This is a genomic window from Halanaerobium sp. MA284_MarDTE_T2 (assembly GCF_003337245.1).
In the GTDB taxonomy this organism is placed as follows: Bacteria; Bacillota; Halanaerobiia; order Halanaerobiales; family Halanaerobiaceae; genus QPJE01.
Genome location: NZ_QPJE01000009.1, coordinates 25,432 through 49,733 on the forward strand (window position 1 = coordinate 25,432; position 24,302 = coordinate 49,733).

Consider the following 24,302-nt stretch of genomic DNA (forward strand, 5'->3'; position numbering starts at 1 on the left):
GTTACTCTTTTGCTTCTCCAGACTTTATAACAGCATATTTTGTTGCAAGTGGTCCAATAACTTCTGTTATTGCTGCTGTAAGAAGAAGTGTATTAAAAATCAGCAAACCGACTTCCGGGGCTGCCGAAAACTGCCTCTGTACAGTATATGCAAGGGCAATAGCAACACCACTCTGTGGAAAAAGACCAAAACCTATATATTTCTGAACTGATTCTGGTGCACCGGAAATCCTGGCCGCCAGAGTTGATCCCCCCACCTTACCGATCATACGCGCTGTTAAGTAAGTAAAAGCTATGAGCAGAAAACTAAGGGAACCCATATTGGAAAAACGTATTTCTGTACCGGCCAGCATAAAAAACATTGCATATAAAGGTATTGTTATTGTATCAAGATATTCGGAAATCTGCAGATTTTTCTTGGCAAAATTTCTGACTGCAAAACCAACCGCCATATTTGCTATAAGTGGTGAAATATCAAAAAATAGAGATACAGCAGAAGTCCCGATTATTAATGCCACCACAGTCATTACTTTTTTGGTTTTTTCTTCAAATAATGTCAGCAGATACTGAGCAGTATATCCGGCTGCAAGCCCAAGAGCTATTGAAGCAAATATTTCAAACAGAGGCAGTAGTAAAATTTTCTGAAGCTCAATTTTGCCCCCGCCCTGAAAGCGCAGATATGCAGCAGGGCTGATTAAACTAAATATTATCAGAGCTGCAGCATCATCTATCCCAACTACAGCCATAATGGTTGAAGTTAAAGGTCCTTCAGCATTATATTCTTTTAATACCATAACTGTTGCTGCCGGAGCAGTTGCAGATGCAATTGATCCAAAAAGCAGGGCCATGTAAAGTGGCTTTCCTATTATGTAAACTGCTCCAGTTACCATAACAAAAGCACCCACTGCTTCAAAACAAACAATATAAAAAATACTTTTCCCCAGCCTTTTAAATGTCTTTATGGACAGTTCACTTCCAATTGTGAAGGCTATAAATGCTAGAGCAATTTCTGTCACATAATCCAGATTGCTGATAACAAATGTATACCAGCTGCTGATATCTTCAGTGATAAATGGCAGCATTTTTATTAAATCCGGACTGAGAAGAATACCCAAAAATACATATCCAACAACTATTGGTACTCCATATTTTTTTGCAAGAATCACAACAGACAGTCCGAGTATCAGGAAAATTCCAATTAGGTAAATCGATTTGCTGCCAACATTATTAAATACAATCCAGCTTTCCATCTGTTCTAAACTAAGCGAAATTTGACCAGCTGTATCCATGTTTCCACCTCATTTTTTACTAAAATTAATTTTTCTTTGCCTCGTCCAGTAAAAAATGAAGAAGGTCTGCCCTGGATATATATCCCCGCAGATATCCTCCATTATTTACTACAAACAAAAGAGATTCTTTATTGTTAAGCATAATGTCTGCAATTTTATTCATATCTTCATTTTCATTAACCACATCAGTGGCTTTCGACATATACTTTTCCACTCTCTCATCTCTTATATCATCAAGGTTTTCTACTGCCTGATTTACTTCATAAAAAATTCTGTGGCTTTCTATAAATCCAAACTGTTCTGGAATAATATTCTTTAATATGTTGTTGCTGTAAATTGTCCCAATAAATTTATTCTGATCATTTACCACAGGTAAAACCGACAGTTCAGATTTATACATATTTCTTATAGCGTCTTCAACCAGATCATCTGAACTTACTGAATTCATACTTCTCATCATATAATCTCTTACAATCTTCATCTATCAAACCTCCAGCTCTTCTATATGAAGTCTTTTTAGACAGCATTTAAAATCTTCTCCATTATTTAGAACAACTTTTTTGTTTTCAGCAATCCAGAGTGCAGCTGCACCACCATGTCTGTTTGCCTCTAGAAAATCAAAGCCATTTTGATATACATAATCCAAAAAGGCAGCATTATATGCATCACCTGCACCAAGCCAGTTTATTATACAGTAATCATCCGGTGTAAGTTTATATACTCTGCCATCTGCATCAAAAAGCAGTCTGTCACAGTGAAATGGTATCATCACATATTCTGCACCTCTATCCTGCATTTCCAATCCGGCTTTAATATAATCTTTTTTACTCTTGATTTCCTTATCAAGGATTGACTTGTGATGTTTAAAATATGGTGTGACAAATTCTGGTTCAGCCGAAAGGGCGAGCTTTAAGGCTTCTCCACTTGCCTGCAGATAAACTTTTTTGTCCATATTGTGGGCTATATCTATCAAAATTTTGTAGATATCAAAACCAACCCCTTCCGGAATTGATCCTGCTATTACAATTATCTCACTTTCTACAATTCCTCTTTTGTAACGTTTAATAAGATCTTCTACATCAATTTTATCCACTTTATATGTATAATCATTGTACTGTGTATAGGAAAAGGGGTTTTTACTAATGATTTTTACATTATTTCTTATTTCTTTATCAGTATAGATATAATTTGTAATTACCTTATATTTCTGAACCATCTTCTCGAAAAAAGATCCCTGTTTACCACCTACAAAACCAATGTTCTGAACATCCGGATAGGTAAATTTCTTTAAATTAATAGCTGTTAGGAGGCCTTTTCCTCCCGGATAAACCCTCAAATACTCTTCATTGTAGATAAACTGATTTTTTGTAATTTCGTTACTATCTACAAAATATTCTCTATCAATCGAAGGATTTAAAGTAACTGTTGTAATCATTAATATTCCCTCCTCATTAAATTAGCGTTACGTCAAATCAAATAGTTTTTTATGAGCCCAATTAAATCACAAAACCGCTGAAATTATTCAGCGGGCAGGAGACTAATCTGTTACTTTTTTTATTTCAGCACCAACTGAACAGAGTTTTTTTTCTATATTCTCATAACCCCGTTCAATATGGTGAATATCTCTCACCTCAGTTGTACCTTCTGCAGCCAAACCAGCCAGAATAAGAGCTGCACCTGCTCTGAGATCTGTAGCTGTTACTTCAGCACCTGTGAGGGGGCTAGGTTTTAAAAGTGCGCTGTGTCCATCAATCTTTATATCTGCTCCCATGCGTATTAATTCATCAACATGCATAAATCTATTTTCCCAGACAGTTTCTATTATCATACTTGTATTATCTGCCTGTGTAAGCAGTGCCATCATTTGCGACTGCATATCAGTTGGAAAACCCGGATAGGGGAGTGTCTTTATATCTACAGCCTTTAAATGGCCCGTTCCTTTAACTCTAACACCTGATATATCTTCCTTAAGCTCAATCCCCATTTCATGCATTTTTGCTATCAATGGTTTTACATGTTCTGTTAAAACATTACGGACATAAATATCACCACCTGTAATTGCACCTGCAATCATATATGTACCCGCCTCTATCCTGTCAGGTATAATCCTGTGTTCAGCTCCATGCAATTCATCCACACCATTTATTTTTATAACATCTGTTCCAACACCTTTTATCTCTGCCCCCATTACTGTTAAAAAGTTTGCTAAATCAACAATTTCCGGCTCTCTTGCGGCATTTTCTATTACAGTATTTCCTTCTGCCATAGTTGCAGCAAGTAAAATATTAATTGTTGCTCCCACACTGGGATAATCTAAATAAATCTGACTACCTTTAAGTTTATCTGCTTTTACCTCTACAACTCCATGCTCCATACGAACTTCAGCTCCCATTGCTCTAAATCCTTTTAAATGCAGATCAATCGGTCGGTTGCCAATATTGCAGCCTCCGGGAAGTGTTGTTCTGGCATGTCCATATTTGCTAAGCATTACCCCCAGTATATAATATGAAGCCCTCAATTTTCGAGCCAGTTCATGATCAGCTTCACATTTATTTACAGATGTTGGATCAATAATAATTGTTTTCTGCTTTACCTCAATATCTGCACCCATCTGCTCAATAATTGCACACAGATTTTTTACATCTCTGAGCTGTGGTATATCCTGAAGAACACTCTCTGAATCAGCTAGAAGTGCTGCAGCAATAATTGGCAGTGCTGCATTTTTTGCTCCACTTACTTTTATTTCTCCTCTAATAGATCTCTGTCCATTTATTATAAATTTCCCCACCTCTAAAAGCTCCTTTCTAGATTTTGCCTTTAAAGGCCGTATAATATCCTTATGCTAAATTAAATAACAAGAATTTCTCATTTGAAAATCAAAAATTCCCATATTATTTACGGCAGCCTATACAGCCTGTACCGGACAGCCTGTCCAGTATTCCAGCTTTACGGTAATTTATTTTTTCTTCCGGTGCTTTTTTCATTAATTCCTGCCAGCAGCTTTTGCACAAAACAGCTCCAGCATTCTTTATAATATTATCAGATAAACCCCGTTTTTGCAACTTTTCTTCTCTGTCAATTATCTTTCCTTTTTTTGTATTTACTGTATTTTTCCCTGCTACTGCAAGTGCGACTTCTCCTCTGAATTCTGGAGAACTTTTTCTAATAAATCTTACATCATTTTTTTGTGCCATTTCTATATATTTTTTGCTTTTATTTTTGGGAATATCTCCCCTTATTATTAATTTTTCTGCCTCAGGTAGTGAAAGTACTTCGTTTATTTCCGGATATACTGCTTTATCCATTACCTGATTATAATTGAGATAAGCTATAATTCTTTCTTCAAATTCACCTAAATATCTGTTTTTTTCTCCCTTTTTTATTTCTTTAGGACCAAAAGCACCATCTCTAACAGTCTGCTCCAATTTATTGTTATTATTACTTTTATTCATTAAAACTTACCTCCTGATATCATTTTATCACTTCTACAGCTTTATGCAAAATCAACTTATAAAAAAAGAGAGCTTCTCAGCTCTCTAAAGAATAATATATTTTTTTATTTTGCTTTATCTCTACCTGCCATAGCTGCCGAGAGAGTGCCCTTTATGCTGGGCTGCTTTTAATCTTGCAATAGCTCTCTCATAGGCAGCTTCTGCTCTAACAAAATCAATACTATCTTTTTCAGACTCCATTCTTTCTTTTGCCCGTTTTTTTGCTGCTTCTGCTCTTTCTACATCTATTTCTTCCGGCATCTCTGCAGTTCTAACTACAAGATTTATTCTATCAGGCTGAACTTCCATAAAACCTTCACTTATAGCTATTTCTGTATCTTCTCCATCTTTACGAATCTTTACAATACCTATCTTCATTGCTGTAACAAGTGGAGCATGTCTGGGTAAAATACCAATAAGTCCATCTATAGCTGGTCCTTCAAGCATATCAATTTTGTCACTGTAAACAAGTTTTTGTGGGGTTACTATATCAAGCTGAATTTTTGGATCAGCAGCCATGGACTACTCACCTTCTTCCAGCCGTTTGGCTTTTTCCTCAGCTTCTTCGATAGTACCTACCATATAAAACGCCTCTTCTGGCAGATCATCATAGCGCCCTTCCAGAATACCTTTAAAGCCTCTAATGGTATCATCAATTTCTACATAGCGGCCTGGTGTACCAGTAAACTGTTCTGCTACAAAAAATGGCTGAGATAAGAATCTTTCTATTCTTCTGGCTCTATTTACAACAATTTTATCTTCTTCAGAAAGTTCATCCATTCCCAGGATTGCAATTATATCCTGCAGATCTTTGTATTCCTGAAGAATCTCCTGTACCTGACGCGCAATTTGATAGTGTTCTTCACCAATAATCCGGGGATCCAGTATATTGGATGTTGAATCAAGAGGATCTACCGCCGGATAAATACCTTTTTCCACTATATCTCTAGAAAGTACAGTTGTAGCATCAAGGTGAGCAAAGGTTGTCGCTGGAGCAGGGTCTGTCAAATCATCTGCAGGGACATAAACTGCCTGTACAGATGTAATAGAACCCTTTTTGGTTGAAGTAATTCTCTCCTGAAGCGCACCAACATCATATGCCAGAGTAGGCTGATAACCAACCGCTGAAGGCATTCTACCTAAAAGTGCAGAAACCTCAGAACCTGCCTGAATAAAACGAAATATATTATCAATAAACAGAAGTACATCCTGTCCGGCTTCATCACGGAAGTATTCAGCCATTGTAAGCCCAGTCAGTCCAACTCTCATACGGGCTCCAGGCGGCTCGTTCATCTGGCCAAAAACCATGGCCACTTTATCCAGTATTTCTGCTTCCTGAAATTCCAGCCAGAGGTCATTACCCTCTCTGGTTCTTTCACCTACACCTGAGAAAACAGAGTATCCTCCGTGTTCTGTAGCAATATTATTAATCAGTTCCTGAATTAGTACAGTCTTTCCTACACCTGCACCTCCAAACAATCCAACTTTACCACCACGGGTATATGGTGCAAGAAGGTCAATTACTTTGATACCTGTTTCAAAAAGTTCGGTTGATGTCTCCTGTTCTTCAAACGTTGGAGCCGGGCGGTGAATCGGCATTCTTTCATCAGTAGTTACCTCTCCCCGGTTATCAATTGTCTCGCCCAGGACATTAAAAACTCGCCCCAGTACTCCTTCTCCAACCGGTGTACTGATTGGATCTCCCTGATCTACAGCTTCCATTCCTCTAACAAGACCATCTGTAGAAGACATTGCAACTGAACGAACCCGGTTATCGCCGAGCTGCTGCATAACTTCACAGGTTAAATCTATGTCGTTCTCTTCATTTTTTATCTTAATGGCATTATAGATTTTAGGTAATTTCCCGCCGGGAAACTCTATATCAACTACCGGACCGATTACCTGAATCACTCTGCCAATATTTTGGTCACTCACACAAATTCCTCCTTTATCAAAACTTTATTTTAAAGCTTCCGCACCGCCAACTATTTCGGTGATTTCTTTTGTTATTTCTGCCTGACGTGCTCTATTATACTTCAGAGTCAGATTATCTATCATTTCATTTGCATTTTCAGTTGCAGAATCCATAGCGGTCATCCTGGCGCCAAATTCACTGGCTTTTGATTCCAGAAGGGCCGAATAAATTACATTTATTAAATACTGTGGCAGGATATTGTCAAAAACTTCAGCAGGTGAAGGTTCAAATATATAATCAACATAATTTTTCTCCCCTTCAGCTGCTGCATTGTCCTCTACTTTTGGAGCCTCATCAGCAAATTTTTTTACCGGCAGAAGCTGCAGTGAGTTCACTTTCTGACTTATTGCAGAATTAAAATGTGTATAGATAATACTCACCTTATCTACATCACCTTCTCTAAAATGATGTATAATTTCGTCAGCTAGCTTATTTGCAAAATCATAACCAGGATAATCATCAAGCTGTACATATTCGGACATGATGTCAGCACTGCGTCGGCTAAAGTAATCTCTTATCACACGTCCCAGCAGCATTAAAGAAGCTTCTTTTTGTTTTTTCATTAATTCCTCTGTTTTTGCTATAACTTTACTGTTATATGCACCACAGAGTCCTCGGTCACCAGAAACAGCAATTATGAGATGCCTGTCACCCTCTCTTTCTGCAAGCAGAGGATGATTTAGACCTTCACTGGTTCTTGAAAAAACACCTGTTAAAACTTCAACAGTTTTATTGAAAAAAGGTCTGGCATCTTCTGCTCTATCCTGAGCATTTCTTAATTTGGCTGCCGCAACCATCTTCATGGCCCTGGTTATTTTCTGAGTGTTTTTTACACTACCTATTCTACGCTGTATATCGCGCATATTCTGCATTATTAAATCACCTCAGCTTCCTCTGCTTCGGTTTTTTCTTCTTTTTCTGCTTCATCTGATTTGCTGTCTTTGTCCAGATCTTCGGAATCTGTATCAACAATTTTATTCTCCCTTACCTGAAACATATTTTTAAATTCTTTTATTGCTGAATTTAATTTTTCTTTTAATTCATCAGATAATTTCTCTGTTTCTTTAATTTCTTTTCCAATCTCTGGATAATTGCTGTCCAAAAAGGACAGGAACTCTTTTTCAAATCTGCCCAGATTATCAACCGGAAGATCATCAAGATGACCATTTACAACAGAATATATAATAATTACCTGTTCTTCTACCGGCATTGGAGAATACTGATCCTGTTTAAGTATTTCCACTATTCTTTCTCCACGTGCCAGCTTCTGCTGTGTTGTTTTGTCCAGATCTGAGCCAAACTGTGAAAAAGCCTCCAGCTCTCGATACTGAGAAAGGTCCAGCCTCAGAGTTCCGGCAACATCTTTCATGGCCTTAATCTGTGCATTACCACCAACACGAGATACCGAAATACCTACATTAACAGCAGGTCTTACACCTGAGAAGAAAAGTTCACTTTCCAGATATATCTGACCATCTGTAATAGAAATTACATTTGTAGGAATATATGCCGAAACATCACCTGCCTGTGTCTCAATTATTGGAAGTGCTGTCAGAGACCCACCTCCATTTTCTTCATTAAGCTTTGCAGCTCTTTCAAGAAGACGGGAATGAAGATAAAATACATCACCAGGATATGCTTCACGTCCAGGCGGCCTCCTCAAAAGAAGTGACATGGCTCTGTAAGCAACAGCATGTTTGGAAAGATCATCATATATGACAAGAACATCTCTATCCTGCTCATACATAAAATATTCTCCCATTGCACAGCCGGCATATGGAGCAATATATCTGATCGGAGCTGGTTCACTGGCAGTAGCAGAAACTACTATAGTGTAATCCATTGCTCCTTCTTCTTTTAATCTTTCAGTTAGCTGTGCTACTGTAGAGTTCTTCTGACCAATAGCAACATATATACATATTACATCATTATCTTTCTGATTTATAATTGTATCTATACCGATCGCTGTTTTTCCAGTCTGTCGGTCACCAATAATTAATTCGCGCTGACCTCTGCCGATTGGTGTCATTGAATCAATAGCTTTTAATCCAGTCTGTAGAGGTACTTCCACCGGCTGTCTTTCAACAACACCGGGTGCCTCTGATTCAACAGGTCTGTATTTATCACTTTCAATTGATCCTTTACCATCAAGCGGCTGTCCAAGTGGATTCACTACTCTTCCCAATAGGCTTTCTCCAACTGGAACCTCTACAACACGTCCGGTTCTCTTTACATCATCACCTTCTTCAACTTTCTTTTCATCCCCTAGAAGAACAACACCAATATTATCTTCTTCAAGGTTAAGTGCCATACCAAAGACACCATTTGGAAATTCGAGAAGTTCTCCAGACATGGCATCATCAAGTCCATATACATGTGCAATACCATCCCCAACATCGAGAACAGTACCAACACCTACAGACTCTATTTTTTTTCCATAATTTTCTATCTCTTTTTTTATGATAGAACTAATTTCTTCAGGTCTCAATTTCAAATTAATTCACCCCTAACTTACTTACTGGTATCATTTTAAGATTTTCATGTAGCTTGTCCAGGTGATACCTGATACTGCCATCAATTATGTAATCTTCAATCTTCATTACCAGGCCACCAATAATATCAGGATTCACCCTGCTGTTAATTATAATTGTATAATCTAACATTTCGTCCAGTTTCGCCTTCAATTTTTCCCGGCTTTTCTGGCTCATTTCTACAGCAGTACTTACTTCAACATGCAGGATTTTTTCTTCTTTATCAACAAGTTTATTAAATTCTTTATAAATACTTTCAAAACTGTATTCCCTGCGTTTATCAATTAAAATAAATATAAAGTTAAGTACTTCTGCCTCTATTTGATCTTTAAATATTTTTTCTATTATAGTTTTTTTATCTTCAGGTAAAATTCTTTTATGAAACAAAACTTCTTTTAAATCTTCATTTTTCTCCACAGTTTCCCAGAAAGAATTTAGATTTTCACGAAATTTTGTTAATTTATCTTTTTCTTTCCCCAGAGAAAAAAATGCTCTGCTGTATTTAGATGCTATTTCATTTTTCATTTAATTTCACCCAGCTTATCACTATCTAATTCATCTATAAATTGATTTATCATCACTTCGTGTTTTTCTTCATCCAGCTGCTCCTGGATCAGCTGGCCGGCAGCAAGAACTGTAAACGAAGCAATTTTATTCCTCATTTCAGCCATAGTTTCTTTGCGCATCTGTTCTATTTCTTCCATCTTTTTCTCTTTTACTTTTTCTGCTTTCTCTTCTGCTTCTTTTATAATGTTTTTGGCTCGTTTATTAGCCCTGGTTTCTGCATTATCAATAATTTTCTGAGCTTCACTTCTAGCATCTTTCAATTTTTGCTCATACTGGGCCTTAAGATCTGCAGCTTCAGATTTCATTTTTTCTGCTTCATCTAAATCACCATTAATCTGTGCAGCTCGACTGTCCAGCATATCTTTAATGGGTGTATAAAGAAATCTTCTTAATAAAAAAAGTAATATAAAGAAGTTTAATACTTCCCAAAACATGGTAGCATTAATATTAACCAAGAGTACATTCACCTCCTGAACCTAAGTTCATATATTATAAAACCTAAACATCTAGGTAATTATATTCTCATCCCACCTATTCGGTGGGAAATTTGGTTCTGATCTTAATTATTCTGTGCTTTAAAATAATACCAGAAAGTCAGGAGAAAAATCTCCCGACTTAAACACAGACTTATATAGTAAAGATCAAAACAATAGCTATAACCAGAGAATAGATACCTGTTGACTCAGCAACTGCCTGACCAAGAAGCATAGTAGTAATAATATTACCTCTTGCTTCAGGATCTCTTGCTACAGATTCAACAGCTTTTCCAGCAGCATATCCCTGACCAACACCTGGACCAATACCTGCAATCATTGCAAAACCTGCTCCGAGCAGAGCTGCTGCTCTAATAATAGTTTCAGCTACTTGTGGTGAAAATTCTACCATTATAATTTCCTCCTTTCAATATTAAAAAACAAAAATATTATTTATACTCATCAATTTTACTTTGAAAAGTATCCTTAAATAAATCAATGACAGACCACAAAACAACAGTAAATTTCATCATAAATAATCCCACAGCTGCAGCCAGAAAATTAATTCTAGTATTTCTTGCAGATGTAAAAAGAACTATAAAATACAGGGCATATTCAATAAAATATCTGTTTCTGATAAATTTTTCTGCTTTTTCCATGTTCATATCAAGTGCCCTGCGGATATTATTATATTTAATTCTCAAAAGAAGTGTGCTGATAATGAGTCCAAATATAAATCCAAGAAAAACATCAAATGATCCTGCAATAAGTGATGAAATAATAGGAAACAGTGAAATTAAGTAGGTCTTTTTGATAATTTCTTTCTGCATTTTAACCGGATCCTGGATTTCTTTCATCAGCAAAACTCCCCTTAAGTATTAAAAACAAGAAAAATAGCGATTACAAGTGAATATATACCGGTTGAACCGGATATAATCTGTCCTAAAAGCATTGTTGTAATTATAGCGCCTCTGGCCTGAGGCTGCCGTCTTACCGCAGAGGTCGCCTTACCAGCAGCATATCCCATACCGATCCCGGGACCAACTCCTGCTATTAAAGCTGCTCCTGCACCAATTAATGAAGCAGTACGTATTACTGTTCTGATTACTTCTGGAGAAAACTCTATCATAAAGAAAAGCCTCCTTTCGCAAAAAACAAATTAAGATTTAGCAACAGAAATATAAGCAATTGCTACCATACCAAAAATAAGTGCCTGTATCATACCAACAAAAAAATCAAACCAGGCATGTAGTGGAACAGGTACAAGTGCCGGTGCTGCTTGATAAATCAATGTCATTATTATTCCCCCACCAACAATATTCCCAAAAAGACGGAATGAGTGAGAAATAGGTTTTGCAAGTTCACCAATAACATTGATAGGAAGTAGAAAAATAACAGGCTCGGCAAAACTTTTTATATATCCCCACACTCCATGCTCTCTCATTCCTTCTAATTGAACCACTATAAAAACCACTAAGGCAAGACCTAATGTTGTATTCAAATCACCTGTTGGACTCGTAACCCCTGGTACCAGACCAATTAAATTACTGAAACCAACATAAATAAATATTGTGGCTATAAAAGGTAAAAACCTCCATCCTTCATTTGGAAGCATAGGTTCAATCTGATCGTAGATGAGTTCAATTATCATCTCGGCAACATTTTGTTTTCCTTCCGGCCTCATTTTTAAATTTGAAGTTAAATATTTTGCCAGTATCAAAATTAAAATTACCGATACCCAACCAACTATCAAAGTATCTGTAACAGGCAGATATTCCTTATTGAAAAGGTAAAATTTTATCTGTGGTCCTGGATTCAAAATCAGCGCCTCCTTTCAAATTAATTAACTAAAAATTAAAAAATTTAATGTTGTAATGCTGAATATTCAATCTAATGTATTTAAAATCAGTTTATAAACTGCATAAAACCCGGCAATAACTCCTGTAATCAGCCCTGCTAATTTAAATAAAAGTTCAAATCCAATTAGATAATCGATAAAATATCCAATACCAAAACCAATTCCGGCTGAAACAACAATCATCAATCCAACCTGTGTCAAAAGAGACATTGCTTTAATTATACGACGCCAGTCTTCCTGTTTCATAATTATCTAACCTTTTTTAATATTGTATTACATAAAAAAACAACTTGCAAACAATATTTGTGAAAAAATTAACTATTTTTTTTCTCTTATTTGAAATTAACTACCTTTATGTTTTACTAATTAACTCTAAGATACTAAAACAGTTTTAATCTATTTTAAAGTTGAAAAATGGAAAAACTCCTTTTTATTGTATTACCGTTATTAAAAATTATCTGTTAAACGATAACATTTTTAACAGCTGTCTTCTAATGATTTCCCATCTACGGGCATTTCCACAGAAAAAATTCCCAACCTGCGGGCACCATATATAACTGCAGCAATAACTGCAGCAATAATAATTAAAGCATTCTCAAAATTGGATCCATTGACTATTAGTGCAACTATACCAAGAATTATACTAATTAAGTAAACAGACAGCACAGCCTGTTTTTGATTAAGTCCTATGGCAAGCAGCCTGTGATGTATATGTCCGTGGTCTGCTTCTCCAATCGGTTTTTTGTTAAAAAGACGCCTAATGATAGCAAAAGCTGTATCAAATATAGGTACACCTAAAGCTAAAACTGGAACAAAAACGGTAACTGCTGCTGCACTTTTTAAGGCACCGGTGATTGATATTGCAGCAATAATATATCCGGTAAACATGGCTCCTGTATCACCCATAAAAATACGAGCCGGATTAAAGTTATATTTCAAAAAACCAAGACAGCTTCCGGCCATTATTACAGCCAGCATAGAAGCTGTAAGCTGATTTTCCTGCAGTCCAACAGCAAAAAGTGTAAAAACAGCAATTACAGATACACCTGCCGCCAGACCATCCAGTCCATCTATAAGATTGATAGTATTTGTTATGCTGACAATCCAGAAAATTGTAAAAGGTGCTGAATAAATCCCCAGAAAAAGCAGCCCTCCAAAGGGATTTGTAATAAACTCTATTTCCACACCATAAAAAAGAAGAATAGATGCAGCTGCAATCTGGCCTGTAAACTTAACCAGAGCAGATAGTTCATATTTATCATCTATTAACCCCAAAATAAGTATTAAAGTTCCACCAATAATTATACCTTCAATAGTCCTGTTTAAAGGCATAAATAGTAGCAGAGTAATAATAAAAGAAAGATAAATTGCAATTCCACCTGCAGTCGGAACCGCTCTTCTGTTTATTTTTCTCTGCCCGGGTTTGTCTATAAATCCTGCCACAGGGGCAAACTTTATAACAAGTGGTGTAAAAATAAAGGACAGTATTAAGCTGATGAGAAGTGCAGAAAAATAAAACAAATCACTCTACCTCCAGTTTTTCAGTTGGTACCGTAGTTGGTACCGGGTACATATCGCCTTAGTTGGTACCGGGTACGAAAAGGCCTTTTCGTACCCGGTACAAGTGGCACAAGTGGCAGCAGTTATTTTGTACCATAAAGGCGGTCTCCAGCATCTCCAAGTCCTGGCACTATGTAAGCATGATCATTTAATTTTTCATCTATAGCTGCTGTCCAGATATCTATATCAGGATGCGCATCCTGAATTTTTTTGATTCCTTCTGGAGCTGCTATTAAAACCATCAGCTTTATATTTCTGGGGGCTCTTTCTTTAATAAATTTGATAGCTGTCATAGCAGAAACACCTGTAGCAAGCATAGGGTCAACTATTATAAGTTCTCTTTCTTCAACATCAGTGGGTAATTTACAGTAATATTCGACTGCTTCCAGAGTATCTGGATCGCGATAAAGTCCAATATGACCAACTTTTGCAGCTGGAATTAATTTTAATATACCATCCAGCATACCCAAACCTGCCCTCAATATTGGAACAATCCCTATTTTTTTACCAGAAATCATATTGAATTTTTGTTTCTTAATTGGTGTTTCAACTTCTATTTTTTCCAGAGGCAAATCTCTTGTTACTTCATATGCCATCAGTGTCGCAACTTCATCTACCAGCTCTCTAAATTCCTTAGGTCCCGTATTTTTATCACGAATTAAAGTTAACTTGTGCTGAATTAATGGGTGATCTACAACATGTACTCTGCCCAAATTAAAATCCCCTTCCTGTAAATTATATTTTTGTTTTATGCGTTGATAAAATTAATTCAATTTAAACTCTCTCATTATAAATTATTCTCTTTTACTGCTTCTTTTCCTTCTCAGAGTTATCAAATTTATCTATCATTTTTAATAATTTTTTTAATTCAACTTCTATTTCTTTTCTTGTTTCTCTATAAAAATCAACCGAACGTCCAAAAGGATCACTGATATCTTTTTCAGTTTCTGAGCCTGTATATTCTTTTAATGTAAAGGTATTATCCGCACAGGTAGGATAGTTTAGTATCAGAACTCGGCTGTGTTTGCGGGTCATCGTTAGGATCAAATTCTGCCTGTCCAGATCAATATCTTTAATATTTTTTGAGCGGTGGTCTGATGTATCTATTGAAATCTCATCCATAACAGTTTTTGCCTTTTCATTGATTTTGCTTCCGTTAACTGCAGATACACCGGCAGACTGTATATTCCACTTATCTTCCAAACCCCTATCTTTTATAAATTCTCTGAAAATATATTCTGCTATCGGGCTGCGGCAGGTATTCCCTGTACACACAAAAAGAATATTTTTAATGATCTTCACCTCCCTGGAATAAGATCATCATCTAAAGCAGCTTTTTTAATTCTGTTCATAACTGCTTCTCCAATACCTCTACTGCTGACCTTTTCTACATATATTTCTTCGATATTTTTATCTTCATCCAAACAGCGCAGAAGTGAAAATAATTTTTGGGCAAGCATTTCAGGATTTTTGCGTGAAAAAACTTTTAATATTTTCCATCTTTTTTGAAGTGCGGATGGTATTTTTGTTTCTTCAGCTGTTATGACAGCTGCTCTAATATTTTTAGATCTTTTTACCATCACCGAAAAACTTTCCTCATTGAATAAAAACACAGGTTTAGCAGGTGAATAATGCCTGTATTTCATACCAGGTGAAAGAACCTTCTGCTCTTCTTTTATTGCCACATCCATTCTCTCAATCTCAACATCTAAAAATTTACTAAGATCTTCTCTGGTGATTCCACCCGGACGCAGTATAACTGGTTTCTCTCCACGAATGTCCAGCACAGTAGATTCTAAACCAACACGGCAGGGTCCACCATCAATAATAACTGGAATTTTCCCGTTCAAATCATTATAGACATGTTCAGCCTCTGTGGGGCTTGGATAACCGGAAGTATTTGCACTTGGAGCAGCAATCGGCAGAGAAGCTGCTTTTATTAGAGCCAGCGCAATTTTGTTATCAGGCATTCTTACCGCAACAGTATCAAGACCAGCAGTTGTTCTATCAGGTAAAGTGCTGCTTTTCTGAAAAATCAGGGTAAGTGGGCCAGGCCAGTATTTATTGATAAGCTTTCGCGAAACTTCTGACAGTTCACCTTTAATAATCTGTTTTAGCTGTTTTAAATCTGCCACATGAACAATCAGCGGATTATCCTGTGGTCTGCCTTTAGCTGCAAAAATTTTCTTTACTGCATTAGAATTAAGTGCATCTGCACCAAGACCATAAACTGTTTCAGTTGGAAATGCTGCTAATTCTCCCCTTTTGATATATTCGGCAGCTTTTTGAATTACTTTACTTTCTGCAGCTAGTTCAATGCTGGTTTTTTGCATTATTGTGTTTTCGATTTTTAATATTTTAGTATTATACATCTTTATATCTCCATTTTTGCTTGAAATCAGCTTTTAATATTAAAATCTCGTTTGAAATATCATCTTAAATTATTATATTCACTTATTCTTTAGACTTTTATTTGCCTAATAACTTTTTAACTGTTTTTAAGATATTTCAGCTGTCTTTAAACTTTTTATCCTACAAATCTGGCACTAATTATCCTTTCTCTACCGGAATAATCTTTATACATTTTTTCTTCTTCCCATCTTTCTCCAAAAAATGACAGAACATCTTCAGCCTGTCCATCACCAATTTCGAAAAATATATGTCCATCTTTTTTTAATACTTTTTCAGCCTGTGGAATTATTTTTTTATAATAATCCAGGCCTTCTTTACCACCAGCAAGTGCAGATGTGGGCTCTTTTTTCACTTCTGGCGGTAGACTGGCCATATCTTCATCTTTTATATATGGAGGATTGGATACAATTATATCAACATTATTGATATCTCTCTTTATAAATTGTTCCAGAAGACTGCCCCTTACAATACTGACTCTTTCTTCAAGAGAGTGTTCAGCCAAATTTTTTCTGGCTACTTCTACAGATTTTTGGGATATATCTACCCCTACTGTACAAGCATCTTTCACATATTTTGCCAGACTGATGGCAACAGCTCCACTCCCGGTTCCAATATCGACAATATTTGCACTTTTTAATTTATTTTCTTTACAAAAATCAATAACTTTTTCTACCAGAAGTTCAGTTTCCGGCCTGGGAATCAGCACACCAGGTTCAACATAAAATTTCATAGACATAAATTCTTTTTTTCCCGTTATATAAGCTACCGGTATTCTTTTTGCCCGCTGTTTAACTCTTTCTCTATATTCTTTCAGTTCTTGAGAGCTAAGGGGGTAATCAAAATTTACATAAAGTTTTATCCGCTCCATATCCAGGAGATCTGCCAGAAGAACTTCGGCATCGAGTCTTGGTGAATCAAGTCCAACTTTATTGAAAAAATTATCAGTTTTAGAAAGTAATTCTTTAATATTCACGATTAAATCTTCTCCAGACGTTTAAGATTATCCTCCTCAATAAGTGGATCAATAACCTGTGAAAGTTCCCCATCAAGAATTTTATCTAGCTGATGAACAGTTAGATTAATCCTGTGGTCACTAACCCTTCCCTGAGGAAAGTTATAGGTGCGTATTTTTTCACTTCTGTCTCCCGAACCTACCTGAGACTTTCTTGCCTCATCTCGTTTTGCCTGTTTTTCCCGTTCCATTTTTTCCTGCAGTCTGGCCCGCAGTATGCGCATAGCCTTTGCTTTATTTTTGTGCTGAGATTTTTCGTCCTGACAGGAGACAGTTAAACCTGTAGGTTCGTGAGTAATTCTAACAGCTGAATCTGTGGTGTTTACACTCTGCCCACCAGGTCCGCTTGATCTGTAAACATCTATTCTGAGATCATTTGGATCTATATCTACATCAACTTCTTCCGCTTCTGGAAGTACAGCTACAGTTGCTGTCGATGTATGAATCCTGCCGCTTGATTCTGTTGATGGAACCCTCTGAACTCTGTGAACTCCACTTTCATATTTAAGCTTTTTATATATATCTTCACCTTCAATGGTAAAAATTATTTCTTTATAGCCTCCAATTCCGGAAGCATTTGCACTCATAACTTCTACCTTCCAGCCCTGTGATTCAGCATATTTGGAATACATTCTGTAAAGGTCTGCTGCAAACAGTGCTGCCTCATCTCCACCTGCTCCGGCTCTAATCTCAACTATAACATTTTTTTCATCATTTGGATCATCGGGAAGCAGCATTATAGGCAGCTCTTCTTCCAGCTTTTCTTTTACCGGCTGCAGTTCATCTATTTCCATCTCTGCCAGTTCTTTTATTTCTTCATCATCTGCCAATTCGAGCATTTCTTCTGCTTCTTCAAGTCCATTCAGAGCTTTTTTGTATTCTCTATATTTTTCAACTATTTGCTTCATTTTCGCATGCTTTTTCAGCAGTTTCTGATATTTATTACTATCACTAATCACTTTCGGATCACTTAGCTTTTTATTTAAATCCTTATATTTATTTTCCAGCTCATCGAGCTTTCTCTGTAAATCAAACATTATATTCATCTCCTCCTGACTTCATGACAGCTGCGGCAGCGTGCTTCATAAACTTCTTCTGCGCCAACAAAAATTACCGGGTCATCATATGAAGCCGGTCTGCCATCTATCAGCCGCTGAGTTCTACTGGCAGGTTCTCCACATTTAATACAGATAGCGTGAAGTTTATCTACATATTCTGCCCTGGCCAGCAGTTCAGGCATAGGCCCAAATGGTTCACCTCTAAAATCTCTGTCCAAACCAGCAATTATCACTCTCATTCCCATATCAGCCATTTTTTCACATATTTCAATGAGATCTTTATGAAAAAACTGGGCTTCGTCTACAGCAACAGCATCTGAAGAACTGTCTATCTTTTTAAAAATTTCTTCAGGATGATCTACTGGAACTGCCTGAATACTGTGCCCACTGTGTGAAACAACATTTTTTCTGCTATATCTGTCATCCAAAGCAGGCTTAAAAACCTTTACCTGCTGTTGGGCTATTTTAATTCGTTTGATCCTTCTTATTAATTCTTCGCTTTTTCCACAGTACATTGGACCAGTGATCACTTCAATCCAGCCGCTGTTAGTAATTTTGTACATCTTCTCATCCTCTCTGCAGTATTATTTAATTATGACAATTTATCTAAAAAAAAAGCAGAGCATCTAAGCCCTGCAGCAGAAAGTAAAATGATTTCCAATTGGATTTATTCAGAATCTTCTTCTGAAATTCCATATTTTTTATTGAATCTTTCGACACGACCACCTTTTTTGGCTTTACGCTGTTTACCTGTATAGAATGGATGACAGCTGGAACATACTTCAACCCGAATATCTTCTTTGGTAGATTTTGTATGATAAACCTCGCCGCAGGCACAGGTTACTGTTGTTTCCTTAACTTCCGGGTGGATTCCTTCACGCATCTATATCACCTCTCTTATATGCTAATTTTATAAAATACCAGCAAAAAAGTCTCTATTTACTGTTGGCTTTACAGCCTATTCTTAAACTAAAACATATTATAACACAGCTAAACTGGCTATGCAAGCAGATTAAAAAAGTAGTTTAGTAGAATTTATTTTTAACTTACCACAGTATTATGGTATAATGTTTTAGGTGTATATTGGCTGTACTTATTTAAAAAAGTAGTAGAGAATTTAATAGGAGGAATAAACAATGAAATTTAATTTTTTTATGTGGTTAACCGCAGCATTACCTATCATAGTTTTACTTTTTTTAATGTCCTATCTTAAACTTAATTCGAGAAAGTCAGCACTAATAAGTCTTGTACTCACAGTAATATTTTCCGTATTTATATTTAAGTTGAGCTTTAAACAGCTGCTTATTGCAGCAGGTAAAGGTACTTCTTTAAGCCTTTATGTAATATTAATTATAATTGGAGCTGTTTTTCTCTTCAATATAGTTGATATTTCTGGTGGTTTTGAAACAATTAAGAAGTTTATGAAAAATCTCGGCGGCAACAGATCTCTCCAATTTTTAGGTTTAAGCTGGGCATTTTCCGGTTTTATTCAGGGTGTAACAGGATTTGGAGTGCCAATTGCCATTGTCGGTGCCCTACTGATTGGAATTGGATTTAATCCTTTAACAGCAATTACTGCTGTTCTTGTCGGCCATTCCTGGTCCATAAGTTTTGGTTCTATGGGATCTTCTTTCTTTGCTCTCCAGCTTGTTACAGGTCTCGAAGCTGTTAAACTTGGTGTAATCCTTGCTTCATTTTTCTTTATACCTGTTTTTACAACAGGATTGGCTGTAGCTCATATTTACGGTGGTATAAAAGAAGTTAAGAAAAATTTTAAATATATTCTGCCGATGAGTTTACTAATGTCTGCTGCTCAGCTGGGTGCGGCTGCCGGAAATTTTGCGCATGTTGGATCACTGCTGGCCGGCCTTATTGGAAGTACATATTTTTTATTCATATTATTTAAAAACTCCAAAATGTCTTTTGAAGATTTTATATCATTTAAAAATGGCGGTATGTCACTAATTACCGCACTATTTCCCTACATTGTTCTCATAGGATCGGTTCTTATTTTCCAACTGCCGTTTATTAAAAATATTCTGCCTGATATAAGTTTTGCTCTTTCATTTCCTGCTTTTACAACAGGACTGGGCTATGAAGTTGCAGAAGAAATCAATTATTCGGGAATCCATCTTTTTTCACATCCGATTTTCTTTTTGCTTCTGGCATCAATTAGTGGTGGGATAATGTATTTTGCAAAAAATCAATTTAAAGTAGAATATATATCAAGTGTTTTTAGCCGCAGCTTCCAGAAGGCAAAATCATCTGTTTTGACCGTATTCCTGCTTATGGTTCTTGCACTGATTATGAATGATTCTGGCATGATATTTACTTTTGCACGCGGTATGGCGAAAGTGAGTGGACCACTATTCCCACTGTTTTCTCCTTTAATTGGAATATTGGGAGCATTTTTAACCGGAAGTAATACAAGTTCCAATGTACTGTTTGGTGCTTTTCAGATAAATACTGCTGATTTACTTGGCTTTTCTCAAAACATTATTGCATCAACACAATCAGTAGGTGGATCACTGGGATCAGCGATTGCCCCGGCAAAGATACTGCTGGGAACTTCCGTGGTAGGTATACACGGGAAAGAAGGAGAGATAATAAAGCGCTGCCTGGGTTATACACTTATAAGCGGCACAATAGTAGGTTTTACAGCTCTTATTGTTGAGCTTATAATTTAAACTATTTAAATATCAATTATTGAATTCCATATATTAAAAATATTCCAACTTAAAACAGGTCATATCTTTCGCTGAACAGATATGACCTGTTTTTTTAATTTTTCAATATTTTCTGCAGCGCCTGCAGAAGCTCTTTATTATTTTCTGTATTGTTCATCTGTTTTAAAATCGTTTCCATAATGTCATATTCATTCATATTACTTATATACTGCCTCAGCTTCCAGATCACTTCCAGCTCTTCTTTACTCATCAGCATTTCTTCTTTCCTGGTTCCCGAACGATTAATATCAACAGCAGGGAAAATTCTCTTTTCTGCCAGACGCCTGCTCAGGTGAAGCTCCATATTACCTGTGCCTTTAAATTCTTCATAAATAACATCATCCATTCTGCTCCCTGTATCAATCAGTGCGGTAGCTATAATTGTAAGGCTCCCACCTTCTTCTATATTTCTTCCACCACCAAAAAACTTTTTTGGAAAATGCATTGCCGTAGGATCAAGACCGCCAGAAAGGGTTCTGCCGCTCGGAGGAATGGTAACATTTGCTGCTCTAGCCAGTCTTGTAATACTATCCAGGAGTATTACAACATCATATTTATGTTCAACAAGTCTTTTTGCTTTTTCTAAAACAAGCTCTGCCACCTGTATATGCTCTTCCGGCGGCTCATCAAAAGTTGAACTAATAACTTCTGCGTCTACTGAACGGCGCATATCTGTAACTTCTTCCGGCCTTTCATCAATCAGCAGAATCATCATTTTTGTTTCCGGATAGTTGTGGCGTATACTGTTGGCAATTTTTTTTAGAAGAACTGTTTTCCCAGCTTTCGGTGGTGAAACAACAAGACCTCTCTGGCCTTTCCCGATAGGCGAAATTAGGTCTATAAGTCTTGACGATTTTTCATTTTTATGATATTCAAGTTTAAATCTTTCTTCAGGATAGAGCGGAGTAAGATCTTCAAAATAGGCTCTATCTCTGGCCTTTTCTGGATCCTGATAGTTGACAGCTTCAATTCTAAGCATTGCAAAATATTTTTCGTTATCTTTAGGTTCCCTCACCTGCCCTGATACAACATCACCGGTTCTCAAATCAAAACGGCGAATTTGTGAAGCTGATATATAAATATCATCACTGGACGGAATGTATTTTGATGGACGGAGAAATCCATACCCTTCATTTGCTATTATCTCAAGCACACCTTCGGCAAAGATATGCCCTCCTTTTTCTGTTCCTTTCTTTAAAATAGCAAATATGAGATCTTTTTTACGCATCTGTGAATAACCAGAAACATCCATATCTTTTGCTATCTTGTGTAGTTCGGTAATTGTTTTTTTCTCAAGTTCACTAATATTTAACACATTTAAGACCACCTTTCCTTTATTAAAAAGTTAAAATAAACTGCATAACTGATATAAATTAATATTATACTGAAAGTCCAAGCTGAAAAAGAAGATAAACTCCGATAAAATAAATAATGCTGACAAATATTGAATCCCAGCCCAGAAAAAATAGCGAGCGGCGTGAGCGGTAAAACAAACCAATTAGTATTATTGCTGACATAGAAATTCCAACCATAGCTGTAATGATATGCACTATCTTAGCATCTGCCAGCAGTATTCCGTCTCGATAAAATAAATCTGCAAAAAAAATTACGGTCATATTGAAAATATTGCTCCCAAAAACATTTCCCACTGCCATATTATATGCATTAAGTTTAATTGCCGAAATTGAAGCAACCAGTTCCGGCAGAGAAGTAGCTGCTGCAACAAGGATGGAACCGATAAAACTCTGATCAATACCTGTCATATCAGCAATTAAATTTGCTGTTACTGTAAGCCTTATTCCGCTGAGCACAATAATTAGTGCACATATACCAAATCCAATCAATGCTCTATTTAAAGTAAAATCTGAATGGAGATCTTCTCTTACTTCATCTTCTTTATCAAGCGGATTTTTCTTCTCATATCTGTATATTAATCTCATCCCAAAAATGTAAACTGACAGCAAAATTATACTGTCAATTCCAACTCCAAATATGCTTAAATCCAGGTTCATAAAATGAGAAACAATTAAACTAAAAACTACAATTACAGAAAGAAGAATACCAAACAGGCCCGAAAGAATGTGGCTGTAGTTTACCCTCAATAAAAGAGGTCCAGGGCCCTGAAGAAGGTCGGAAAAAGCGAGGATCATGAGATTAAAAGTATTGCTTCCAAAAGCATTCCCAACAGCTATATCTGGCGCACCAACAACTGCAGAGGTAATACTTGTGACCATCTCAGGTAGTGAGGTGGCCATTGCAATCAAAACACCTCCAATAAATGCCTGACCAAGCCCTGTCTTATCTGCAATTATATCACCATATCGAGATAAATATGTTCCGGATATTATTATGAGTAATGCCATTAAACAAAATTCCAGCCATATCTGTGTCAATTTTTGCTCCTTTCGTACAATTTCACAAACAAAAAGAGAGGAATTCCTAAATTAAGGAATCCCCCACTTATAGATTAAAATTATAAATTATGCTCTATCACTACTTCCTAAAATCATAATTTTTTCTTTAACTTTTTCTTTAATGGCATCCCGACCAGGTCCACAGTATTTACGGGGGTCATAGAGATCAGGATCATCAGCAAAAAGCTCTTTTATTTTTGCAGTAAATACCTGCTGAAAATCAGTATTAACATTAACTTTGTTAACACCTAATTCTACTCCCTTTTTTAAATCAGCAGCTGAAATACCAGAAGCACCGTGTAAAACAACAGGCATATCGATAAGTTTTTTAATTGTATCGAGTCTTTCAAAATCGAGTTCAGGCTCTCCTTTATATACACCATGTGCTGTCCCAATTGCAACTGCAAGGGCATCTACACCTGTAGCATCAACAAATTCTTTAGCCTGTTCTGGATCAGTGTACATTGCATCTTTTCCTTCAACTTTGTGGTCATCTTCTGTACCACCAATTGTCCCCAGTTCAGCTTCAATACTGACACCAACCGAATGTGCAGCTTCTACAACTTTTTTTGTCAGTTCAATATTTTCTGCAAAGGTCAGTTTAGAAGCATCTATCATCACTGAAGAAAACCCGTTCCTTATACACTGCATTACTTTTTCGAAACTGCTGCCGTGATCAAGATGAAGTGCCACAGGAATACTGGTATTTTTAACTGCTGCATCTACCATCCCAGCAACATAATCCATTCCCATATATCTAATTGCACCTTCGCTTGCCTGAAGTATCAATGGTGAATTAAGTTCTTCAGCAGCCCAAACTATTCCCTGAAGAAATTCCAGGTTATTAATATTAAAGCCACCTACTGCATATCCTTTTTTATGTGCATCATTAAGTATTTCTGCCATTGGTACTAGATTCATAAAATATTTTCCTCCT

At 36.5% G+C, this 24,302-nt stretch carries 28 protein-coding genes; 1 reads left to right on the plus strand and 27 read right to left on the minus strand.

The window, feature by feature from the left end:
- Position 1: 1 nt before the first annotated feature.
- From DFR78_RS05800 to rpmE, 24 genes are all read right to left on the minus strand, one after another.
- A complete protein-coding gene (locus DFR78_RS05800; RefSeq protein ID WP_114457897.1) occupies positions 2 to 1,288 on the minus strand; it encodes a cation:proton antiporter in 1,287 nt (428 codons plus the stop codon).
- Positions 1,289 to 1,313: 25 nt separating this feature from the next.
- Positions 1,314 to 1,769 (minus strand): HPP family protein, encoded by a 456-nt coding sequence (locus DFR78_RS05805; RefSeq protein ID WP_114457898.1) that lies wholly within the window; start codon positions 1,767 to 1,769, stop codon positions 1,314 to 1,316.
- 3 nt (positions 1,770 to 1,772) lie between these two features.
- Entirely contained in the window at positions 1,773 to 2,723 is a 951-nt protein-coding gene (locus tag DFR78_RS05810) for a 1-phosphofructokinase family hexose kinase (protein WP_114457899.1), read from the minus strand.
- Positions 2,724 to 2,825: 102 nt separating this feature from the next.
- On the minus strand, positions 2,826 to 4,076 hold the full coding sequence (locus DFR78_RS05815) for a UDP-N-acetylglucosamine 1-carboxyvinyltransferase (RefSeq protein ID WP_114457900.1): 1,251 nt from the start codon (positions 4,074 to 4,076) through the stop codon (positions 2,826 to 2,828).
- Positions 4,077 to 4,179: 103 nt separating this feature from the next.
- Complete coding sequence (locus tag DFR78_RS05820; RefSeq protein WP_114457901.1) at positions 4,180 to 4,740, minus strand: YueI family protein; 561 nt, start codon at positions 4,738 to 4,740, stop codon at positions 4,180 to 4,182.
- A 120-nt stretch (positions 4,741 to 4,860) separates the two neighbouring features.
- On the minus strand, positions 4,861 to 5,298 hold the full coding sequence (locus DFR78_RS05825) for a F0F1 ATP synthase subunit epsilon (protein ID WP_114457902.1): 438 nt from the start codon (positions 5,296 to 5,298) through the stop codon (positions 4,861 to 4,863).
- A gap of 3 nt (positions 5,299 to 5,301) precedes the next feature.
- Entirely contained in the window at positions 5,302 to 6,714 is a 1,413-nt protein-coding gene (gene atpD / locus DFR78_RS05830) for a F0F1 ATP synthase subunit beta (protein ID WP_114457903.1), read from the minus strand.
- A 24-nt stretch (positions 6,715 to 6,738) separates the two neighbouring features.
- Positions 6,739 to 7,626, minus strand: coding sequence for an ATP synthase F1 subunit gamma (gene atpG / locus DFR78_RS05835; protein WP_114457904.1), 888 nt, complete (start codon positions 7,624 to 7,626; stop codon positions 6,739 to 6,741).
- A gap of 2 nt (positions 7,627 to 7,628) precedes the next feature.
- Positions 7,629 to 9,248 (minus strand): F0F1 ATP synthase subunit alpha, encoded by a 1,620-nt coding sequence (gene atpA, locus DFR78_RS05840; RefSeq protein WP_114457905.1) that lies wholly within the window; start codon positions 9,246 to 9,248, stop codon positions 7,629 to 7,631.
- 1 nt (position 9,249) lies between these two features.
- Positions 9,250 to 9,810: an ATP synthase F1 subunit delta gene (gene atpH, locus DFR78_RS05845; protein WP_114457906.1), complete on the minus strand. Its 561-nt coding sequence runs from the start codon at positions 9,808 to 9,810 to the stop codon at positions 9,250 to 9,252.
- Positions 9,807 to 10,307, minus strand: a complete 501-nt coding sequence (atpF, locus tag DFR78_RS05850; RefSeq protein WP_114457907.1) for a F0F1 ATP synthase subunit B — start codon at positions 10,305 to 10,307, stop codon at positions 9,807 to 9,809. The genes atpH and atpF overlap by 4 nt, the downstream gene beginning before the upstream one ends.
- Positions 10,308 to 10,479: 172 nt before the next feature.
- A complete protein-coding gene (gene atpE, locus DFR78_RS05855) occupies positions 10,480 to 10,737 on the minus strand; it encodes an ATP synthase F0 subunit C (RefSeq protein WP_114457908.1) in 258 nt (85 codons plus the stop codon).
- A gap of 37 nt (positions 10,738 to 10,774) precedes the next feature.
- The gene (locus DFR78_RS05860; protein WP_114457909.1) at positions 10,775 to 11,182 is read right to left on the minus strand and encodes an ATP synthase subunit I; all 408 of its coding nucleotides are present in this window, start codon (positions 11,180 to 11,182) and stop codon (positions 10,775 to 10,777) included.
- Between the two features lie 14 nt (positions 11,183 to 11,196).
- Positions 11,197 to 11,454 carry an ATP synthase F0 subunit C gene (atpE, locus tag DFR78_RS05865; protein WP_114457910.1) on the minus strand — a complete coding sequence of 86 codons (258 nt, stop codon included), beginning with the start codon at positions 11,452 to 11,454 and terminating at the stop codon, positions 11,197 to 11,199.
- Between the two features lie 30 nt (positions 11,455 to 11,484).
- A complete protein-coding gene (gene atpB, locus DFR78_RS05870) occupies positions 11,485 to 12,144 on the minus strand; it encodes a F0F1 ATP synthase subunit A (protein WP_114457911.1) in 660 nt (219 codons plus the stop codon).
- A 66-nt stretch (positions 12,145 to 12,210) separates the two neighbouring features.
- Positions 12,211 to 12,429 carry an AtpZ/AtpI family protein gene (locus DFR78_RS05875; protein ID WP_114457912.1) on the minus strand — a complete coding sequence of 73 codons (219 nt, stop codon included), beginning with the start codon at positions 12,427 to 12,429 and terminating at the stop codon, positions 12,211 to 12,213.
- Between the two features lie 231 nt (positions 12,430 to 12,660).
- On the minus strand, positions 12,661 to 13,704 hold the full coding sequence (locus DFR78_RS05880) for a glycosyltransferase family 4 protein (RefSeq protein ID WP_114457913.1): 1,044 nt from the start codon (positions 13,702 to 13,704) through the stop codon (positions 12,661 to 12,663).
- Positions 13,705 to 13,826: 122 nt separating this feature from the next.
- The gene (gene upp, locus DFR78_RS05885; RefSeq protein ID WP_114457914.1) at positions 13,827 to 14,456 is read right to left on the minus strand and encodes a uracil phosphoribosyltransferase; all 630 of its coding nucleotides are present in this window, start codon (positions 14,454 to 14,456) and stop codon (positions 13,827 to 13,829) included.
- A 91-nt stretch (positions 14,457 to 14,547) separates the two neighbouring features.
- Complete coding sequence (locus tag DFR78_RS05890) at positions 14,548 to 15,045, minus strand: low molecular weight protein arginine phosphatase (protein ID WP_114457915.1); 498 nt, start codon at positions 15,043 to 15,045, stop codon at positions 14,548 to 14,550.
- Positions 15,042 to 16,115, minus strand: coding sequence for an L-threonylcarbamoyladenylate synthase (locus DFR78_RS05895; RefSeq protein ID WP_233486995.1), 1,074 nt, complete (start codon positions 16,113 to 16,115; stop codon positions 15,042 to 15,044). The genes DFR78_RS05890 and DFR78_RS05895 overlap by 4 nt, the downstream gene beginning before the upstream one ends.
- Before the next feature lie 155 nt (positions 16,116 to 16,270).
- Positions 16,271 to 17,128, minus strand: coding sequence for a peptide chain release factor N(5)-glutamine methyltransferase (gene prmC, locus DFR78_RS05900; RefSeq protein WP_114457916.1), 858 nt, complete (start codon positions 17,126 to 17,128; stop codon positions 16,271 to 16,273).
- Positions 17,129 to 17,130: 2 nt separating this feature from the next.
- Positions 17,131 to 18,204 carry a peptide chain release factor 1 gene (gene prfA / locus DFR78_RS05905; protein WP_199505565.1) on the minus strand — a complete coding sequence of 358 codons (1,074 nt, stop codon included), beginning with the start codon at positions 18,202 to 18,204 and terminating at the stop codon, positions 17,131 to 17,133.
- A 5-nt stretch (positions 18,205 to 18,209) separates the two neighbouring features.
- Positions 18,210 to 18,788: a thymidine kinase gene (locus tag DFR78_RS05910; RefSeq protein WP_114457918.1), complete on the minus strand. Its 579-nt coding sequence runs from the start codon at positions 18,786 to 18,788 to the stop codon at positions 18,210 to 18,212.
- Positions 18,789 to 18,892: 104 nt separating this feature from the next.
- Complete coding sequence (gene rpmE / locus DFR78_RS05915; protein WP_114457919.1) at positions 18,893 to 19,108, minus strand: 50S ribosomal protein L31; 216 nt, start codon at positions 19,106 to 19,108, stop codon at positions 18,893 to 18,895.
- Between the two features lie 253 nt (positions 19,109 to 19,361).
- On the opposite strand from rpmE, the gene DFR78_RS05920 reads away from it, so the two are divergent.
- On the plus strand, positions 19,362 to 20,912 hold the full coding sequence (locus tag DFR78_RS05920; RefSeq protein WP_114457920.1) for an L-lactate permease: 1,551 nt from the start codon (positions 19,362 to 19,364) through the stop codon (positions 20,910 to 20,912).
- A gap of 94 nt (positions 20,913 to 21,006) precedes the next feature.
- On the opposite strand, the gene rho is transcribed toward DFR78_RS05920, so the two are convergent.
- From rho to DFR78_RS05935, 3 genes are all read right to left on the minus strand, one after another.
- Positions 21,007 to 22,266, minus strand: coding sequence for a transcription termination factor Rho (gene rho, locus DFR78_RS05925; protein ID WP_114457921.1), 1,260 nt, complete (start codon positions 22,264 to 22,266; stop codon positions 21,007 to 21,009).
- A gap of 64 nt (positions 22,267 to 22,330) precedes the next feature.
- A complete protein-coding gene (locus DFR78_RS05930) occupies positions 22,331 to 23,344 on the minus strand; it encodes a sodium:calcium antiporter (RefSeq protein WP_114457922.1) in 1,014 nt (337 codons plus the stop codon).
- A gap of 87 nt (positions 23,345 to 23,431) precedes the next feature.
- Positions 23,432 to 24,286, minus strand: a complete 855-nt coding sequence (locus DFR78_RS05935) for a class II fructose-1,6-bisphosphate aldolase (protein WP_114457923.1) — start codon at positions 24,284 to 24,286, stop codon at positions 23,432 to 23,434.
- Positions 24,287 to 24,302 lie beyond the last annotated feature (16 nt).

Coding starts and splice junctions, on each gene's coding strand:
- DFR78_RS05800 (WP_114457897.1), bottom strand. CDS start 1,288: ATGGATACAGCTGGTCAAATTTCGCTTAGTTTAGAACAGATGGAAAGC.
- DFR78_RS05805 (WP_114457898.1), bottom strand. CDS start 1,769: ATGAAGATTGTAAGAGATTATATGATGAGAAGTATGAATTCAGTAAGT.
- DFR78_RS05810 (WP_114457899.1), bottom strand. CDS start 2,723: ATGATTACAACAGTTACTTTAAATCCTTCGATTGATAGAGAATATTTT.
- DFR78_RS05820 (WP_114457901.1), bottom strand. CDS start 4,740: ATGAATAAAAGTAATAATAACAATAAATTGGAGCAGACTGTTAGAGAT.
- DFR78_RS05825 (WP_114457902.1), bottom strand. CDS start 5,298: ATGGCTGCTGATCCAAAAATTCAGCTTGATATAGTAACCCCACAAAAA.
- atpG (WP_114457904.1), bottom strand. CDS start 7,626: ATGCAGAATATGCGCGATATACAGCGTAGAATAGGTAGTGTAAAAAAC.
- atpH (WP_114457906.1), bottom strand. CDS start 9,810: ATGAAAAATGAAATAGCATCTAAATACAGCAGAGCATTTTTTTCTCTG.
- atpE (WP_114457908.1), bottom strand. CDS start 10,737: ATGGTAGAATTTTCACCACAAGTAGCTGAAACTATTATTAGAGCAGCA.
- DFR78_RS05860 (WP_114457909.1), bottom strand. CDS start 11,182: ATGAAAGAAATCCAGGATCCGGTTAAAATGCAGAAAGAAATTATCAAA.
- atpE (WP_114457910.1), bottom strand. CDS start 11,454: ATGATAGAGTTTTCTCCAGAAGTAATCAGAACAGTAATACGTACTGCT.
- DFR78_RS05875 (WP_114457912.1), bottom strand. CDS start 12,429: ATGAAACAGGAAGACTGGCGTCGTATAATTAAAGCAATGTCTCTTTTG.
- DFR78_RS05895 (WP_233486995.1), bottom strand. CDS start 16,115: ATGTATAATACTAAAATATTAAAAATCGAAAACACAATAATGCAAAAA.
- prfA (WP_199505565.1), bottom strand. CDS start 18,204: ATGTTTGATTTACAGAGAAAGCTCGATGAGCTGGAAAATAAATATAAG.
- DFR78_RS05910 (WP_114457918.1), bottom strand. CDS start 18,788: ATGTACAAAATTACTAACAGCGGCTGGATTGAAGTGATCACTGGTCCA.
- rpmE (WP_114457919.1), bottom strand. CDS start 19,108: ATGCGTGAAGGAATCCACCCGGAAGTTAAGGAAACAACAGTAACCTGT.
- DFR78_RS05920 (WP_114457920.1), top strand. CDS start 19,362: ATGAAATTTAATTTTTTTATGTGGTTAACCGCAGCATTACCTATCATA.
- DFR78_RS05935 (WP_114457923.1), bottom strand. CDS start 24,286: ATGAATCTAGTACCAATGGCAGAAATACTTAATGATGCACATAAAAAA.